The organism is Muribacter muris, assembly GCF_001038205.1.
Lineage (GTDB): Bacteria > Pseudomonadota > Gammaproteobacteria > Enterobacterales > Pasteurellaceae > Muribacter > Muribacter muris.
The window spans coordinates 1-16654 of sequence record NZ_JWIZ01000020.1 but is presented as its reverse complement, the minus strand read 5'-3'; the positions used below and the strand labels follow the sequence as shown (position 1 = coordinate 16654).

Annotated in this window: 19 protein-coding genes and 3 pseudogenes; 15 read left to right on the top strand and 7 right to left on the bottom strand. The window is 37.0% G+C overall.

The genetic code is table 11. The features are described from left to right. Positions 1 to 577 precede the first annotated feature (577 nt). The 3 genes from RO21_RS03665 to RO21_RS03655 form a co-directional block, all read right to left on the bottom strand. Entirely contained in the window at positions 578 to 1156 is a 579-nt protein-coding gene (locus RO21_RS03665; RefSeq protein WP_047976442.1) for a hypothetical protein, read from the bottom strand. Positions 1157 to 1309: 153 nt separating this feature from the next. After that, positions 1310 to 1534, bottom strand: coding sequence for a hypothetical protein (locus RO21_RS03660; RefSeq protein ID WP_047976441.1), 225 nt, complete (start codon positions 1532 to 1534; stop codon positions 1310 to 1312). Positions 1535 to 2449: 915 nt separating this feature from the next. Then, complete coding sequence (locus RO21_RS03655; protein WP_047976440.1) at positions 2450 to 3088, bottom strand: LysR family transcriptional regulator; 639 nt, start codon at positions 3086 to 3088, stop codon at positions 2450 to 2452. A gap of 115 nt (positions 3089 to 3203) precedes the next feature. On the opposite strand from RO21_RS03655, the pseudogene RO21_RS03650 reads away from it, so the two are divergent. The 5 genes and pseudogenes from RO21_RS03650 (at position 3204) to RO21_RS13730 (ending at position 6891) form a co-directional block, all read left to right on the top strand. Then, positions 3204 to 4046 (top strand): annotated as a pseudogene (locus RO21_RS03650) (aldo/keto reductase). A gap of 70 nt (positions 4047 to 4116) precedes the next feature. Further along, positions 4117 to 4245: a hypothetical protein gene (locus RO21_RS13630; RefSeq protein WP_277619727.1), complete on the top strand. Its 129-nt coding sequence runs from the start codon at positions 4117 to 4119 to the stop codon at positions 4243 to 4245. Between the two features lie 44 nt (positions 4246 to 4289). Further along, positions 4290 to 4967: pseudogene (locus tag RO21_RS13380) on the top strand (carboxylesterase family protein). Positions 4968 to 5124: 157 nt separating this feature from the next. Then, the gene (locus RO21_RS13375) at positions 5125 to 5769 is read left to right on the top strand and encodes a carboxylesterase family protein (RefSeq protein ID WP_241482390.1); all 645 of its coding nucleotides are present in this window, start codon (positions 5125 to 5127) and stop codon (positions 5767 to 5769) included. Between the two features lie 57 nt (positions 5770 to 5826). After that, positions 5827 to 6891: pseudogene (locus RO21_RS13730) on the top strand (alpha/beta hydrolase). 49 nt (positions 6892 to 6940) lie between these two features. Here RO21_RS13730 and RO21_RS03635 read toward each other — a convergent pair. The 4 genes from RO21_RS03635 to RO21_RS03620 all read right to left on the bottom strand — a co-directional run bounded on the left by RO21_RS03635 (position 6941) and on the right by RO21_RS03620 (position 10898). Then, complete coding sequence (locus RO21_RS03635) at positions 6941 to 8944, bottom strand: DUF3732 domain-containing protein (RefSeq protein WP_047976439.1); 2004 nt, start codon at positions 8942 to 8944, stop codon at positions 6941 to 6943. Beyond that, positions 8941 to 9378, bottom strand: a complete 438-nt coding sequence (locus tag RO21_RS03630) for a three component ABC system middle component (protein WP_047976438.1) — start codon at positions 9376 to 9378, stop codon at positions 8941 to 8943. The genes RO21_RS03635 and RO21_RS03630 overlap by 4 nt, the downstream gene beginning before the upstream one ends. Continuing rightward, positions 9378 to 10463 carry a hypothetical protein gene (locus RO21_RS03625; protein ID WP_047976437.1) on the bottom strand — a complete coding sequence of 362 codons (1086 nt, stop codon included), beginning with the start codon at positions 10461 to 10463 and terminating at the stop codon, positions 9378 to 9380. The genes RO21_RS03630 and RO21_RS03625 overlap by 1 nt, the downstream gene beginning before the upstream one ends. Before the next feature lie 63 nt (positions 10464 to 10526). Next, positions 10527 to 10898: a hypothetical protein gene (locus RO21_RS03620; protein WP_047976436.1), complete on the bottom strand. Its 372-nt coding sequence runs from the start codon at positions 10896 to 10898 to the stop codon at positions 10527 to 10529. 327 nt (positions 10899 to 11225) lie between these two features. Here RO21_RS03620 and RO21_RS03615 point away from each other — a divergent pair, with 327 nt between their 5' ends. The 10 genes from RO21_RS03615 (at position 11226) to RO21_RS03590 (ending at position 16595) form a co-directional block, all read left to right on the top strand. Next, on the top strand, positions 11226 to 11951 hold the full coding sequence (locus tag RO21_RS03615) for an alpha/beta hydrolase (protein ID WP_241482386.1): 726 nt from the start codon (positions 11226 to 11228) through the stop codon (positions 11949 to 11951). Between the two features lie 45 nt (positions 11952 to 11996). Next, complete coding sequence (locus tag RO21_RS13360; protein ID WP_241482384.1) at positions 11997 to 12149, top strand: hypothetical protein; 153 nt, start codon at positions 11997 to 11999, stop codon at positions 12147 to 12149. A 182-nt stretch (positions 12150 to 12331) separates the two neighbouring features. Next, positions 12332 to 12496, top strand: coding sequence for a hypothetical protein (locus RO21_RS13355; RefSeq protein WP_241482381.1), 165 nt, complete (start codon positions 12332 to 12334; stop codon positions 12494 to 12496). Positions 12497 to 12531: 35 nt separating this feature from the next. Continuing rightward, positions 12532 to 13113: a cupin domain-containing carboxymuconolactone decarboxylase family protein gene (locus RO21_RS13350; RefSeq protein WP_241482379.1), complete on the top strand. Its 582-nt coding sequence runs from the start codon at positions 12532 to 12534 to the stop codon at positions 13111 to 13113. Beyond that, complete coding sequence (locus tag RO21_RS13345) at positions 13056 to 13421, top strand: carboxymuconolactone decarboxylase family protein (protein ID WP_241482378.1); 366 nt, start codon at positions 13056 to 13058, stop codon at positions 13419 to 13421. Before RO21_RS13350 ends, RO21_RS13345 begins: the two co-directional genes overlap by 58 nt. Before the next feature lie 136 nt (positions 13422 to 13557). Continuing rightward, the gene (locus RO21_RS13340; protein WP_241482376.1) at positions 13558 to 13827 is read left to right on the top strand and encodes a DMT family transporter; all 270 of its coding nucleotides are present in this window, start codon (positions 13558 to 13560) and stop codon (positions 13825 to 13827) included. A 53-nt stretch (positions 13828 to 13880) separates the two neighbouring features. After that, positions 13881 to 14447 carry a DMT family transporter gene (locus RO21_RS13335; RefSeq protein ID WP_241482375.1) on the top strand — a complete coding sequence of 189 codons (567 nt, stop codon included), beginning with the start codon at positions 13881 to 13883 and terminating at the stop codon, positions 14445 to 14447. 10 nt (positions 14448 to 14457) lie between these two features. Then, positions 14458 to 15222 (top strand): SDR family oxidoreductase, encoded by a 765-nt coding sequence (locus tag RO21_RS03600; RefSeq protein WP_047976435.1) that lies wholly within the window; start codon positions 14458 to 14460, stop codon positions 15220 to 15222. A 128-nt stretch (positions 15223 to 15350) separates the two neighbouring features. Further along, entirely contained in the window at positions 15351 to 15812 is a 462-nt protein-coding gene (locus RO21_RS03595) for a hypothetical protein (RefSeq protein WP_053067702.1), read from the top strand. Between the two features lie 171 nt (positions 15813 to 15983). Next, on the top strand, positions 15984 to 16595 hold the full coding sequence (locus tag RO21_RS03590; protein WP_047976434.1) for a flavodoxin: 612 nt from the start codon (positions 15984 to 15986) through the stop codon (positions 16593 to 16595). Positions 16596 to 16654 lie beyond the last annotated feature (59 nt).

Sequence of the window (16654 nt, the reverse complement as noted above, 5' to 3'; positions counted from 1 at the left end):
AATCAGTTTGTTTTGCTTGTACTGACTTAAACGACTTCTTCTCATAGGGATTATTCTAACCTGAAATTAGATTTCCCTAGTTATCTAGTACAGCCCCTAGTTTTAAATTAAAATTCACATTTTTATCTTTAAGAAAGTCTATTAAAGATATAATTCCATAATAATCCTTCATTTTTTATCTAGGCTTGTTATCAAATGAGATAATGATTTTCTATTTTCACCATCATTTCTGCAATGTGTAGAAATTATATTAACTTCTTGTCTAATGGAATTGACATCGTAATCTAATGAGAATAATAAAAAATTATTTTTTCGCATAAAATAGAGGAAATAATAGCCTATCTTTTAAATCGACAATAGATTGATTTTCTGATCCTGAGTATGCCAATCTTTTTGAATCTTTTTTCAGCTTAAGTATTTCTGAGTACTTTCCGTAATAATAATACTTATGCTCGAAGGTATTAACTATTATCCCGTCATGAATTTCATATTTAGATAAAGAATCCTTGCTAGCAATAGCATCATTTAAATTAATATTTTTTATATTATCAACACTATTGATTTTCTTTTGATTAAACTATTCTATCAACCACATGGCTCTGTCTAAAATGCCCTTCTTGGATTTACTTAAATAATTTAAGTCTTCCTCCCCATAAATTAAAGAATTAACATCAATAAACTTATAAGATATTAATTTTGTAAAATGATGAACCCTGTTTAGAATCCAAGAATAAATACTAAAATCTCCACAAACTTGATTAAAATTTACAATATCTAAATCTGAAATTGTATGATAAAATTCACCCTGCATTCTCAATATAAATTCAAGTATTCTACTTTTATCTTCCGCTGGATTATGAGAATTATCCATTCTTATAATTAAGCAAAAAAGGTGATTATTGTATTCTTCCTTTATTTTCTGAGTGTCTCTTTTATGAATAAAAATGTAATTTGGGTTAATAACCCCTTGTTTTATGCAATTATGTATTGTATCACTACTATTTTCAAATATCTCTCTTACATCCCAAGGAAAATTTAAAAATTTTTCCAGAATATCAACATAAGAATATTCATCATCATGCACAATAATATATTTTATATTGAAAAAATAATTTATTTTTTTCGAAATTTTGTCAAAATCTTTACCTTTACTCATGTCAATTACCTCAGTCTAAAAATAATTGATATTATAGCATTGTGATAATCCATAGATAGTCAAAAACACCGTTTCCAACCCTGAAAACGATGTTTTTCTCGCACAAAATGGATTTTGCCCCTTCAAACTTCCCACATCAATCACAAAGCGATTTCATATACGTCTATAAACAGTATTTTGCTCTCTTGCCATGTGATCAAGCACTTGAGCTTTTACCTGCAAGTCCGTTTTTAACAAAGATAACTCTTCCGTACAGGCTTCAACGGTAGGCTCCAACACCCTATTTCGTGCAAGATGAAACAAGGCGTTACTGTCCGTTAAATTGCCCACTTCGGCTTTTTTGCGTTGATGACGGCTGTCGTCAAGCTGTGCCTGCACCTGAGTGATTTCCGCATTCGCAGCCTGAACCGCAGGACGTATTTATGCGGTGATTACTTATCTTTGGACTTTTGCCATCAGCCTTGATGACTCTCCAAGATTGGTGGAAGAGTTATCAAAATTGAAAGACATTGGGAAAAGAATAGAAGTAAAATAAGACAAATGGTCAGATTCGAATACTATAGTTCATATTGTAAAAATAAAACTTGCTCTCTAAATCTTTTAGAGCTTTATTTTTACACATTTACATTAAAAAATGCCTTAAACTAATACACATATTGATTTATAATGATTTTATAATTTACATCTATTAATAATATAGAAACAACCGTTCTGAGTTATATATAAATTAAAGGTGTAAAATATAGATCTTAATATTTACGAGAACCCTTTTAAATAAAGGGTTCTCTTTTTGCATTTGTTTATGGTCATAACCATAAACAAATATACCAATCCTAAGACTTTTTATGGAGATAGGCAGAACATAAAACTATGAGATTTAAAAAATTTGATAAAGTCTTTTCAAAATCCCACCCTCGCCCAATTTATGTTACCTACGCTCGAAGTGTGTACTGCACCTAGTTCCAATTGTTTTGCTAAACATTCCTTTGAGGCAACAAGTTATTTACCAAAAAGAAGGTTAAATGAAAGTGTGACTTTCGAGTTTATTAAGACTACTATATCACTTGCTTATTTTCGATTAGCCTGTTTGCCTTTCGATGTGCGTATTAAAACAGAAAGATCTTAAGGAAAAATTAAGAGAAGATAGAATAATGAATATTTTTAACGATGAGCGATGAAATAAAAAGTTGAGGGATATTGTGTTTGGCGTTTAAGCCCTTACTAATTTCTTCCCAAAATTCAAGCGCACTTTAGGTTTAGGGTTAAAGTGCGGTTTTTTATCAGTGTTTTTACTCAGGCTTTTAATTCTTCCACTAACGCTATAAACAACGGGGTGTTTTGACGGCGGTTTGGGTAATAAAGATGATATCCCTCGTGGTTGAAGGCATAGTTGGATAAAATTTCCACCACATCGCCTTTTTCTAATTCTTCAACCACTCTATCTTTAGGGATCAAGGCTAAACCTAAATGGGATACTTGATCCACTTCTCTGCCTAAGCGAATACCAGCATCAAAACGACCGGCGACAATATCCGCAAATTTCATATCGCTGGTGAGTTCTAATTTCACCTCAGGATATTTTTGCATAAACGCCAATAATTTATCCCAAATAACGTATAAAAATGCGTGATCCGCGCCATTGATTCTTAACGTACCGTTTAAAGTATCACGGAAAGTGCTTAACGCATTCATATTGTCTTCAATACTTTCAAACAAAGGGAAGAGTTTTTTGAAAAGCTGTTCACCCGCTTCTGTTGTAGCAACGCTTCGGGTGGTGCGGTTAAACAGTTTGATTTTTAGCTGTTCTTCCAATTTACGCATAGAATGGCTCAATGCTGAAGCTGAAACGCCTAAGCGTGCTGCCGCTTTAGTAAAACTGCCAGCTTGTGCTATCACGATAAAATTGCGTAACTCGTTCATATTTTCAATCATCTTAACCCACCTTTATTGTTGAATTTGATTCAAAAGGCTATCAAAAATCCCCCACTAATCAAAGTAATCTTTTCTCACTATAATAAACTTATTCAACTCAAATAGGAGAGCAAAAATGAAATCAATAAAATTAAATAACGGTATTAAAATGCCAATGGTCGGGTTTGGTGTGTTTCAAGTGAGCGATGAAGAAACCGAAAATGCAGTCTTGGAAGCCTTGAAAATCGGCTATCGTTTACTTGATACTGCCGCTGTTTATGGCAATGAAGCAGGTGTAGGACGAGCGATTAAAGCAAGCGCTATTCCCCGTGAAGAAATTTTTGTGACGACAAAACTTTGGATTCAGCGTGAAAACGGCTATGAAAACACTAAAAAAGCCCTTGAAGATTCATTAAATCGTTTGGGGTTAGACTATGTAGATCTCTATTTAATGCACCAACCTTTTGATGATGTGAATGAACAGTGGCGTGCCATGGAAGACTTATATAAAGCAGGTAAAGCCCGTGAGATTGGTGTGAGTAATTTCCATATGGATCGTTTAATGGACTTAATCACTTGCCATAAAATCGTACCTGCAGTAAACCAAATTGAGACCTACCCATTCTATCAATGTGAAGCGGAAATCGCTTTCCATAAGGAATTAGGCGTTGTGCAACAAGCCTGAGGGCCTCTCGCTGAAGGGAAATTTGAGATTTTCAGCAACCCAATTTTAACTGCCGTTGCGCAAAAACACGGCAAATCTGTGGCGCAAGTAGTATTACGTTGGCTCAATCAACGTAGTGTAGCGATTATTCCGAAATCGGTCAAAGTAGAGCGCATGATAGAAAACCGTGAGATTTTTGATTTCACCTTAGATTCTGATGATTTAGCCCAAATCGCCACACTGAATCGTGACGAAATCATTTTTAATCATCGTGATCCTAATATGGTGAAATGGATGGCGGAACATCGTGGATAATAGACAAGCGGTCGGTTTATGAAGAAATATTGCAAAAATTGACCGCTCTTTTACACGCTAGGAGCAAATAATGAAACCAACAAAATCTAAGCTTTTTCCACTTTTATTACTTTCTGTCTCCATTTCAATGGCAGCAGCAATAAGCTACGCTGAAACGCAAGTTCAGGCAGGCAATAACATTGCGGTAGTACAAACTTAAGCAGGCAAGGCTATGTGCAAAATGGTGTGCTTACTTACAAAGGTATGCCTTATGCCACTGCCGAGCGTTTTATGCCGCCACAAAAAGTCGCCAACTGGCAAGGGGAAAAATTGGCCTTAACTTATGGCGAAGTTTGTCCGCAAGTGCCAATGGGAGGGCGTTCGTTCTTTTTCACAGGACCTGAAATGCTGGAAAGCGAAAGTTGTTTAAATCTCAATGTTTAGTAGCTTTCTGTGTCAGATAGAAAAAAACGTGCGGTGATGGTGTGGATTCACGGCGGTGGTTTTCAGTCGGGTGTGTCCAACGATTTAGATAGCTATGACGGTGCGAACTTAGCACGCACAGGCGATGTTGTGGTCGTGTCGGTCAATCATAGTTTGAACGCTATGGGCTTTTGGGATTTGTCCTCTTATGGTGAGCAATATAAAGGTTCAGCGAATTTGGGAATGCAGGATTTAGTCGACTCACTTGAATGGGTGAAAGAAAATATCGCTCAATTTGGTGGCGATCCGAATAATGTCACGATCTTCGGTGAAAGCGGTGGTGGTGCAAAAGTGCTAACGCTGATGGCGATGCCAAGTGCTAAGGGATTGTTCCATAAAGCCATAGTGCAAAGCGGTGCGGTGGAAAAAAATGGGAATGACATTAACCTCTCAAAAAGCAAGTCGCCGTATAGCAGAACTTACACTAGCAAATTTAGGCGTAAAATCAGCCACACTTAATCGTCTAAAAGATTTTACCTCAGCACAGTTCAATGAGGCAGGTAGCAAAGCACTCAAACAAGCAGGCGAAGAATTGAAAATCCCAGCCATTTTGGGCGATGGTTATAGTTTATCGTGGATGCCAATTCTTGACGGCAATGTTATTCCACAATAACCTGTGGGTGAAAAACACCCTGAAATCGCCAAGGATATTCCGTTGTTGATTGGCTCAAATTTAACGGAATGGGAAAGTTTCCCACTGCAAATGGATTTACAAAATTCACAAAAAAGCAATCGCTTTACGTGGACAGAAGCAGAAACAATGGAACGTTTAAAAGCGAAATATGGCGATAAAATCGATGCGATTGTTGCCGTATTCCGTGAGGCGTATCCTCAACGTTTAATTGCTGATGCCTTGTATGTGGATAGTCTCTTGCGTACACCAGCCTTAAAAACTGCCCGTTTAAAAGCGGATCAACAAGGTGCGCCTGTTTATCAATATCTGTTTGCGTGGGATACGCCAGTGTTTAATAGCGTGCCGATGAGTTACCACACCTCAGAAATCGCTTTTGTGTTCAATAATATAGGGCGTATGGCACAAGCGACAGGTGGCGGTAAAGAGGCACAAGCGCTTGCCGATAAAATGAGCCGTGCGTGGACGAATTTCGCCAAAACAGGCAACCCAAATGCCGAAGGTTTACCGCAATGGGACGCTTATACTAGTGAAAATGGCAAGGTGATGATTTTTGATAATCAACCTGAAGTGAAACAACATCACGATGAAAAATTGCAACGTTTATTAGCCCCGAATGACAACTTTTAAGGAGTAAATAATGTTAAAAAATCTGTAAAATTATCCTTAATTTTGACCGCTTGTACGATGGCGATGCAAAGTTTTGCTGCCCCAGTTTCCATTGAACAACAAGGCAGTTTTGCCGTGGGCGGTACAGTAAAAACCAGTAACGGCACTTACCAGCCGCTGCCTGAAATCGCCAAAGGCAAAGCAAGCAACAACTTTATGGACGTGTTCAATGCGTCCGTTCAGGCAGGCGGACAAACCTTGCAAGGCGACCACGCTACGGTGTTTTACCAAATCCCAACCAACCCACGCCCTTATCCGTTGGTGTTTTTACACGGTGCAGGGCAATCAATGCGGACTTGGCAGACCACACCGGACGACCGCGAAGGTTTCCAAAATATCTTTTTACGCAAAAACTACCCTGTTTATTTAGTGGATTAACCACGCCGCGGCTGGGCGGGACGTAGTACGGTGGACGCGGAAATCAAAGCCACACCGGACGATCAATTTTGGTTTGCCCAATTCCGTATCGGCACTTATCCAAATTTCAATCAAGGTGTAGCGTTCCCACAAGACGCACAGTCGCTCAACCAATTTTTCCGCCAAATGACCCCGAACACAGGCGTATTTGACGCAGAAATCATTAGCGACAGTCTAGACCAACTGTTTAACCGCATTGGCAACAGCGTTTTAGTTACCCACTCGCAAGGTGGCATTGTCGGCTGGTTGGTAGGAATGCAGAGCGATAAAGTCAAAGGCATTGTGGCGTATGAACCGGGCAACTTCCCATTCCCTGAAGGCGAAGTGCCACCCATCATCACCAGCAAATTCGGCGACATCAAACCAGCGGTCGCAAGCAAAGCGGACTTTGAAAAACTGACCAAAATGCCGATTGTGATCTACTTCGGTGATTTCATCAGTGACAAACCATCCGACAACCAAGGCGAAGACCAATGGCGTATCCGCCTAAGCCTCGACAAACAATGGGCTGATGTGGTGAACAAACACGGAGGTAAAGTAGAAGTGATCGAACTGCCGAAAGTGGGGATTAGAGGTAATACCCATTTCCCGATGTCTGATATGAACAACTTGCAGGTAGCGGAACATTTGGCGGAGTGGTTGAAGGAGAAGGGGCTGGATAAGTAAAGGGGGAATGCCGTCTAGGGGGCAGACGGCTTTTTAATTGAAATAGAAACTAAATATCTGAATTTTCATTCAAATTGATAAATCCTCTATTTCTCCATCTATTTGTTACAAATGATTCAAATTCAAAACCATTTAAATTTAAATGATCTGCATGATCTGTGATAATAATTTGTGGAGAGTATCCATATTTTTCTTTTAGATCATGACAATATTGAGCCAATTTTGTAAAAAGTTTTGTAACAGACTGAATATCGCCATCAATATTTTCTTTATGTTCTAAATTAGCGATTTTCTGTTTTTTAAATTGTCTTTCATTATCATGTTGAAAATTAGGAAAGTAAACTTGTGTTGGTTGATCTAAAAATAGAATAGATGGAATAGTACATTTAAATCCTTGATGTTCTAATTCAATAAAATATTGATGCAATGCTAAAAATAAGGTTATATGACAATAAAGCCAATTAGCACCACTCCCCATAGAACGTAAATAAATCTTTTCTGCTCCCTTTTGATGGTATAAGTCAAAACTCTTTAATGAAAACTTTAAGTTAATAGGCTGGAAAGAATCTTCAAAATCAAAGCTCTTTCCAATTTCCGCCATAATTTCATTTATTCTATACTCTGATATTTCCATTTTTTGTTCATAATCATAATTATTCAACTGTTTTTTTATGGCCTCTATATCTGATTGTATCTGAGATAATTGAGTTTCATTTATTTGACCAAATTGTTTCTGTGTTAAAATATCAAGCATAGAAAATAAACTAGCTTTAATCATTAAAACTTGTTCATAACGGCTTTTTATTTGTTGAATATGCTTATTTTTTTGCTCTAGCTGTTTTCTTAATCTTTTTGTTTCCTCAATTTTAATATCAAGCTCTTTAATTTCTTTTTTAAGCTTTTGAGATTCAACTTCTAAATGAGATTTTAATGAATTGTTTAAAGTAAGATCTTTAGATAGTTTTTGTATAGCTTGCTTTAATTTTTCAGCCTGTTCGGTCAAAGACTCTTTTTCGGAAAAACAAAAAGGACAAATAGACACACCTACTTGAACTTGATTCAAATTTTCTAATGAAGATAATGTAGTAGAAAGTTCCCTCTCTACTTTCAAGTGTTTTTCAATAGATGCTAATTTAAAAGATAACTGCTTTCTCTTATAATCATAAGAATTTAGCTCTTCGAGTAATTTCTTAAAATATTCAGATTCTTTATCTGAGCTATAGATTATTCTATCATTCGTGATAAACTGTTCTAAGTTTTGCTTTGCATTATTGGCATTTATTTTAATATCACTAATCTTAACAGGTATATCTTCTATCCCCATTATAGAATAAAGCAAAGCAAGTTGACTTTCTATACTAGTATTGTTTTCATCAATATATTTATCTATAATTTTCTGTTCTCTTTTTAATTTATTAAACTCATTTTGTAATTGTTCTTTTTGTTGAGCAAGTAGAAAATATTGTTGATCGACAAAGCCTAAAAATATTTTAGTATGTTCAATAACTTGATCTCTCTTTTCTTTTTCATCAAATCGGTAAAATAATGCATGTTTATTTGCTACCAGATTTTGATGCTGAAAAATAAATGACATAAAACTTCGAACAGATGGAGTGGGCGTAGCCTTTCCTTTTAATTCTTTAGCAACCAATGATTCATCTATATCACTAATATCAAGAAATAGATTCTTTAGTTGTTTTCTATAATTATCCCTAGATAAAAAATAATCTTTACCAAAATAATTAGATGAGATTAAATCGGCATTATATATTTTTTCTTGTCTGAAAAAGCCTTTGCCATTATCTTTTTCTCGACCAATTACAAAATATGTTTCTTTAATTTGTAAATATAAATAATAAATATTGGCATATTCTGTAATTACTCCTTTTGGTACTGTCTCTCTACTATTAAAACAGTAGTCAAAAATCTCTATTAAAGCGCTTTTCCCTGTAGAAGATTTTCCAGTAATAATATTTAGACCTTCTTGTAACTTAGCCCTATGAATTTTGCTAAATTTATCCACTACACCAATTTCATGAATAATTGTCTTCATAGCTTAACTCCTAAAATTTTATATATCTCATGTACAGAATGATTGCTGAGTAATTGCGCTAGTTTCTTGGCAATTTTAATATTATGAATATTTTGATTGGAGTAGAAAGATAGGTTATCGGAATCAATTTCTATCCATTGATTTAATAGGCAATATTGTATACATTCAAATGTTAACTCCCTTAATATATCTATTCTTTCCTGCAGATCATATAATTCTTTATAATTACTAAAAAATATAGTATGTAATGAACTTGTTGATCTAAACCGCTCTATTTTAGCTTTGAATATTGGGTGAGTAAATAATGGTATAAGTAATGGTGCAAGTAACAAATTTTGCTTAACTCCTATAAGTTCAGCATAAAATGTGGATAAATATCCTCCATATTTAAATGGATTATATTTAACTATATATAAAGCATCTATGGTATTCATTATTTTGTATCCCACTTCAGGTTAGCATTAGTATCCATTGCCTCGTGCATAATACCATTTCTATAAGCAAATGGAGGTCTATAGTTATCAATCAAAAGAGGTTCAGAATTAATAATTTCGTCATATAAGTCCTGAGGATTTTTATTATTTCTTTTTGCTTGTCTATGTTTTCCTGTATATTGTGCAATGAGTTCATTATGATATTTCTTTGTTTTATCATGATAAATGGGACTATTATCTAAATCTTGAGCTAAAGATTTTGTGAATTCTAACCAATTTCCAATAGCGCTAGGGATAACCTCCTCATAATCAATATCTTTAATTTTTGTAACAAATACTTTAGTTTCATTTTCTGTTATCTCTTGATCTGTAGCATCTCCCCCTTTAAATTCAGGAAAAGTAAATTCTTTTCTTGAAAAACGACTTGTTAGATCAATAAATTTTTCTTTAAATACACGATAAGAAATAGCCCACACATCCTTATTTCCTAATTCATAAATAAAGCCTATTAAATTTTCTATAAATACTTGTTGATTATTTTCTGGAATTCCGAGAAGTTTATCACTCTTAATTCTATTTAAAATTTCACCTTTATCGAATGATTCAGTAATTAGTACAACTTTTTCAATTATTTCCAATAATTTACTCTTATCAGTATTGAGAATATTTTGCTGCATTTTTGCAATTTCAGATTCAGAAGAGGAGGAATCAAAAATATTTTTCAGTATTTGAAACTTTTCTTGAGGAATTTTATCATTCCAATTGCTTAATTGTGTCTTTTTACCAAAAGACTGTGTTGTATGTAAGATCAGATTTTTATATTTTTTATGATTAAATTCAGGAGCTAACCAGTTTTTCAGAGTCTTCCAAAAAGTTTCATGATGATCGGTTAATGGTGCTTTCACATCTTTTACTTCAGTCTGTGCTCTCATATTGGGATTATTTGAATAATGGCTAATATCACCATCTTTTTCAATATAGATGGTATCTCCTTCCTGCATCTCAAAGCACTTCTCAAGTGCAACAATATTCTGATAATTAAAGGCTTGAGCAGTTATTAATGCAGAATTTTTCGTCTCTTTCATTATGTTCTCTCCACCTAAGTTATTTAAATCTAATAATCCAAAGATTTAAATAGATAACATTAATTATGCCTTCAGTTCAGTATTATTAATAAATTTGGATATTACACAAGAGATTCTAAGAATTAGACCGCCAAACAACCATACAACGGGATATTCGCTATCCAATCCCGCTTTCAATAATCCGCTATAGAAAACCGTATCGCTTATTCGGGCCTGGAACATTGCTTTTTGTTCACTAACAACCCCCCCAATATGCTGATGTACAATGCCATCAATATTCTCCCGCCAAAAATCGTCCATTGTGATCACATATTTTTGGTAATTAACCATTGATTTTTCTGCATGGTGAATACCTGTAATCACTTTGATTAAAGGCATATTGATAAAGGGCTTCAGCTGCTTGAGATAGTTTGGTGGTTTATCATCTTTAATCATTTTAGATTGTGTTCATAAAATTGAGATAATTTTAATATTTATTTATGAGTATAGCCATAAAAAACTCAAAATACAGAAGTGTTTTTATGGGAATAACCAAAATACAAAACGGTGAAATTTACAATTTGTAAAACTTTGCTAAAATCTGACCTCACTTTATTGAATTTTATTCACAAACTTATTCAATTTTCCCTATCTAATCAAAACAATCTTTTTCTCTATACTGCCCTCATTCAAGTAATACGAGGAAATTCCGATGAAAAAGTCATTTAAGAAAACCCTATTTCAACCCTTTTTGTCTCAACATTATTTTTAGGAGCAAACGCGATGGCAGCAGATTACAAACAAAATCCCTTTACTTTAACCTACGACGAAGCGATTACGGAAAACGTGCAAAGTAAAGTGAATCTTCAACCGGTGAAATACCAGCTCAACGGCTTAAGCATTGCAGCAAATTTTTATACGCCGACAAATTTTGATCAAAATAAAAAATACCCAGCCATTGTCGTGGCACACCCGAACGGTGGTGTGAAAGAGCAGGTCGCAGGCTTGTACGCACAAAAATTGGCGGAGCAAGGTTATGTGACCATTGCCTTTGACGCAGCGTATCAAGGAGTAAGCGGTGGTGAACCTCGCTATATTGATAAACCGGCTAACCGAATTGAAGATATGCGTGGTGCGGTGGATTTTATTAGCCAATTTAAAGGGGTGGATACGAACCGTATCGGCTTGTTAGGTATTTGTGGAGGCGGTGGTTATTCCATCAAAGCGGCAGAAACGGATAAACGCTTTAAATCGGTGGCAACCATTTCAATGTTTAATAGCGGTGATGTACGCCGTAAAGGCTTTATGCGTTCTCAAACCAACAACATTCAAGAGCGTTTAAAACAGGCATCGGATGCCCGTGCGCAAGAGGCAGCTGGTGGTGAGATTCTTTATACGCTTGCCTTTGCCGCAGGAATGACACCCGAACAAGTGGCAACGTTGCCTTATGATTTATACCGTCAAGGATATGAATATTACGCACAAACCCACGCACATCCGAATTCGTAAACCAATTTTACCATGAGCAATTTGTTGGATTTAATGGTATTTGATGTGAATACTAATGTAGATTTAATCAATCAACCGTTGTTGATGATCGCAGGTGAAAAAGCGGACAGTTTGTATATGACTGAAGAAGTATTTGCTAACGCTAAAGGTACACAAAACAAAGAGCTGTTTATCGTACCAAATGCGAAACATATCTAAACCTACTGGAAACCTGAATATGTGAAACAAATCAGCGAAAAATTAACAGGGTTCTTTGGTAAAAATCTATAACCGTAAAATTTATAATCGTAGGGGCGAAACATTTTTCGCCCTGAAATTCCCACGATATTTTGGGCAAAAAATATTTTGCCCCAACAGAGAACATTCTATGAAAAAAAACGTTGTTATTTTCTACCGCACTTGCCTTAGTCAGCTCATCTGCGTTGGCAGAACAAACCATTAGGTCTTATGTGCAATATCAGTGGATTGCTGCACCGAGCGAGCATTTTTCAGGTTCGGCACGTTTTACCAGATTGCCTGAAATCCCAAACAGCCTAGACGGTTAGGCGATTGTGGAATTTCAGGCAGGTACCATTACCGATTGGACAGCCATTCGCAAGGGCAATTCTTAATTGTTACCGAAGGCGAAGGACGCATGCAGGAATGGGGCAAGCCGATCCAAATCATCAAAAAAGGCGATGTGATTTGGTGTCCACCGAACGTGAAACATTGGCACGGAGCAGCCGAACACAGCAAAATGTCGCATATCGCCATCAGTCCGAATGCCGAAGAAAACAAAGCCACTTGGCTAGAAAAAGTGGAATTACCGAAAACTGACCATAAAGCTGATTTGCAAAAAATTAGCCAAAACACACCGCTTGCAGATAAGCAACTTGCCATTGTACCGATTGCTTTATACTCCGCTCGAGGCGATTTAGATCATCTTAAACCAGCCATTGAACAAGGCTTGGCAAGCGGTTTAAAGGTGAATGAATTGCGTGAAGTTTTTGCTCATCAATACGCCTACGCAGGTTTTCCAAGAGCCTTAAACGGCTTACTGACCTTACAAAATGTATTGAAAGAACGCGGAGAAAAAGGTATTCAAGATCCGCAAGGAATCGGCCAATGCAAGCCAAACCGACCGACTATTACGCTTTGGGCACACATACGCTCAATACGCTAAGCGGTCGGGATAATTCCAACCTCTTGTGGAATTTTGACGGCGTGGATTATGCCCTAAAAGCCCATTTATTTGGTTATTTGTTCTGCCGTGATAATCTAAGTGCTGTCAATCGTGAGATCGCTACGGTCAGCACATTAGCCAGCCTTGAAACCGTACAAAATCAATTACGTTCGCATTTAGGCATTTTGAAAAATTTAGGTTTAAATGAAACGGAATTAAAACGAGTGATTAATGAAATCCGCCAACAAAATCCAATGACGGCGGATAAGGCGAATAGCGTGTTGAAAGAAGTGTTTAAGGCGAAATAACTGAGGTTAATGAACAAAGTGCGGTAAAAATCACCGCACTTTTTTATTCCCTACACCCTATTCGCTTTTCCCTATCTAATCAACACGATCTTTCCAACCTATAATGTTTTTAACTTAATTTAATCGGAGAAAAATAATGATTTCATTAGTAGCGGCGCCTGTTAGTGTGTTGGTGGGAATGGGGATTGCGTTACAGACAGGGATAAACTCAGTATTACGCAAAAATGTCGTATCGCCGTTATTATCGTCTTTTATTACTTTTGGCGTAGGCTCTATTTTGTTGATTTTCGTGCAAAACGAACCGCTTGCGGTTTCAACGGAAGTATTAAGTCAATCGCCTTGGTGGATTTGGTTAGGCGATTTATTGGCGATGTTCGGGCTGACGGTCAATATTTTGTTTGGGTAGTGCTCAAACGGCAATTATGCCAATTTTAGGGCAAGTCATCACTGGCACGTTGATTGACCACTTTTGGCTGGTTCTCTGCACCTCAATATGATTTTACTCTATTGCGGTTAGTCGGCTTAGTGGCAGTAATGGCTGGAATTGGCGTGGCGATTGTGCTGCCTTCTCTCAAACAACGCGACCTGAAAACTCGTGAAGAAAGTTCATTGTTGATTTGGCAAATTCTCGGTATCAGCAGTGGCGTGGCATCGGGCATTACGCCAGCACGCCTTGCGGTCTTCGTGCCCCTTGCCATCGGCTCGCTGTTATTGGCTTTAGTGATTTGTTGCAAAGAACCGACTGCTTGGCGACATCTCAAAAATGCACTGAAACAACCACAACCTTGGTGGCAATGGTTCGGTGGTTTGCTCGGAACAATTTATATCGGCGGTATTGTGCTGATCGTGCCACAAATCGGCACAGGCGGGGCGATTGTTACTTCGTTATTTGGCTTGTTAGTAGGTAGTCTGATTATTGACCAATTCGGCTTACTTGGTGCAACCAAAAAAACGATTAATGCTATCCAGATTGTTGGCTTACTGGTGTTGTTGACAGGGGCCGTGATTATTCAAATAAGTAAATAAGGAAAGCAAAATGCGAAAAATAAACAAAGTTTTAGTGGTTGGCGCTACAGGCAGCATTGGGCAATATGTCATAACTGAAGCCCTAAATAAAGGTTACCAAGTTCGTGTATTAGTACGTAACCCAAACAAAGCTCATTTTGACAAGAGAGTTGAAGTTTTTATCGGCGATTTAACCCAACCAGATACGTTAAAAGATATTTCAGATGGCATTGATGGTATTATTTTCACCCAAGGCAATTATGCTGATCCTGAAAATGTTGATTATCAAGTAGTAAAAACCATTGTGAATTCCCTCAATGGTTGCTATACCAGACTGGTACTGATGAGCACGATTTACAGTATTTTGGTCGTGAATGAACCCCGTTTTGACAATGGTTGTGCTTGGAAACGCCGGGTTGAACGCTTAATTCGAGCTTCTCATCAACCTTATACTATTATTCGCCCTAGCTGGTCTGACTGCAATGAAGCCGATGAACAACAGCTCTTTATCACGCAAGGTAGAACAAATTATTCTCTGACGGCAAGCGATGGTGGAATTTCTCGTGTACAACTGGCAGAAACCTTAGTCCAGACTATAACGGTTTCCAAGGCTAAACATAAAACCATTGAATTATTTGCCGAAAAAGGCGAGCGTACAATGGATTTTAATCGTTTGTTTGCGACAGCTATTGCAGACGGAATTAAAGCCCCTAATAATCGCCCTTTTAATCTAGAACCTGCTAATGTGGTACAAGATTTACAAAATCTAGCAAAGGTAAAGCACACTCAGGGCTAAAAATGAAATATTTATTACTCATTGGAGGACTTGTAATGCAGCCCCTTTCTGCTCAGCCATTTACCCCAAACAGTAGCGTGAGCGATATTCTTAGCCCGCTAGCATTTTAAGGGTTTGCTGAGCGTATATTGCCTTGGGATAACAAAGATAATGAGCCAAATTTACAGCTAAGCAAAATTGAACAGTTAATGCCCTACCATAGCTATATTTCACCACAGGTAGTTACTACTACACTGAATAAAATGCTTAAGTGGGCGGAACAAGTCGACACAATTTTTTATGAGATTTATAGTAAAGCGGAAAAACGCAAAGATCCAAGTAAGCAACATACAGGCATATTTGTGTTTAACGGCAAACCGAATGCGCCCTTTGCGATAATTGCCCAGGCGGTGGTTTTGCTTACGTTGGTTCATTGCATGAGTGCTTTCCGATCGCACAATCTATTGCTGATGCTCTACACAGGACACAGCGATTATAACCGCCAAGGTGAGCCAGCTACTTTTGTTGCCATCGGCGAACAAGACGGCACTGGAACAGCGGCAGAAGGTTGGAAAAAGCAGGCTATTAAATTTTGGCAACAGCAATGTTAATATATTTGCAAGCGGTCGGATAAGTAAACATTTTTACAAATTCCTCCGCACTTTTATTGAATTTTATTCATAAGCCTATTCAATTTTTCTCATCTAATCAGTTAAATCCCTTTTTCTTATAATAATCTCTATTCAATCATTACGAGGAAAAATAGATGAAATTAAAAAACATTGCTTCTTAGTGCGATTTTATCCGCAACCACAACATTATCTGCTCAAACTAAAAACTTGATTATCTACTTCTCTCAACCTGAAAGTTATACAGCCGATCAATTAGTGGACGGTATTTCAGGGGCGAGTAAGCTGATTAAAAACGGCGAAATGCTTGGTGCAAATGAATATTCGGCGAAAGAAATTCAGAAAATAACAGGGGCGGAATTGTTTCGTTTGGAAACAGATCAAAATTACCCGACACCCCATCAGCCTTTATTAGATTTTGCTCAAGCAGAGCAACGTAAGAATATCAAGCCAGCTTTGAAATCTCTCCCTAATTTAACCGATATAGATACGGTATTTTTGGTCTATTCGATTTGGTGGTATCAAATGCCAATGCCGCTTTATTCTTTGCTTGAACAAGTGGATTTTAGCGGAAAAAATATCGTGCCCGTGGTGGGACACGGCGGTAGCCGTTTGGGCGGAACAGATAAAGCTATTCAGCAACTTCAACCACAAGCCAAGGTGAAGAAAGACTTTGAAGCGTACTTGCACAAAACGGTAAGAGCGGAATCAGAAGTAGAAAAACGATTGGCGAAGTTCTTAACTGAAAATGGTTATAACAAATAATTTGTAGCAACTGTATCCCCCAAATCTTGGAAAGATACATATTCGTTAATTAAACAGCC

Bases quoted from the DNA above. Each gene is read 5' to 3' on its own strand.
- RO21_RS13345 (WP_241482378.1), top strand. From the start codon at position 13,056: ATGCAAGCCAAACCGACCGACTATTACGCTTTGGGCACACATACGCTC.
- RO21_RS13630 (WP_277619727.1), top strand. From the start codon at position 4,117: ATGAAACCAACAAAATCTAAGCTTTTTCCACTTTTATTACTTTCTGTC.
- RO21_RS03620 (WP_047976436.1), bottom strand. From the start codon at position 10,898: ATGATTAAAGATGATAAACCACCAAACTATCTCAAGCAGCTGAAGCCC.
- RO21_RS03665 (WP_047976442.1), bottom strand. From the start codon at position 1,156: ATGAGTAAAGGTAAAGATTTTGACAAAATTTCGAAAAAAATAAATTAT.
- RO21_RS03630 (WP_047976438.1), bottom strand. From the start codon at position 9,378: ATGAATACCATAGATGCTTTATATATAGTTAAATATAATCCATTTAAA.
- RO21_RS03655 (WP_047976440.1), bottom strand. From the start codon at position 3,088: ATGATTGAAAATATGAACGAGTTACGCAATTTTATCGTGATAGCACAA.
- RO21_RS03615 (WP_241482386.1), top strand. From the start codon at position 11,226: ATGGCAGCAGATTACAAACAAAATCCCTTTACTTTAACCTACGACGAA.
- RO21_RS03600 (WP_047976435.1), top strand. From the start codon at position 14,458: ATGCGAAAAATAAACAAAGTTTTAGTGGTTGGCGCTACAGGCAGCATT.
- RO21_RS03635 (WP_047976439.1), bottom strand. From the start codon at position 8,944: ATGAAGACAATTATTCATGAAATTGGTGTAGTGGATAAATTTAGCAAA.
- RO21_RS03625 (WP_047976437.1), bottom strand. From the start codon at position 10,463: ATGAAAGAGACGAAAAATTCTGCATTAATAACTGCTCAAGCCTTTAAT.
- RO21_RS13340 (WP_241482376.1), top strand. From the start codon at position 13,558: ATGATTTCATTAGTAGCGGCGCCTGTTAGTGTGTTGGTGGGAATGGGG.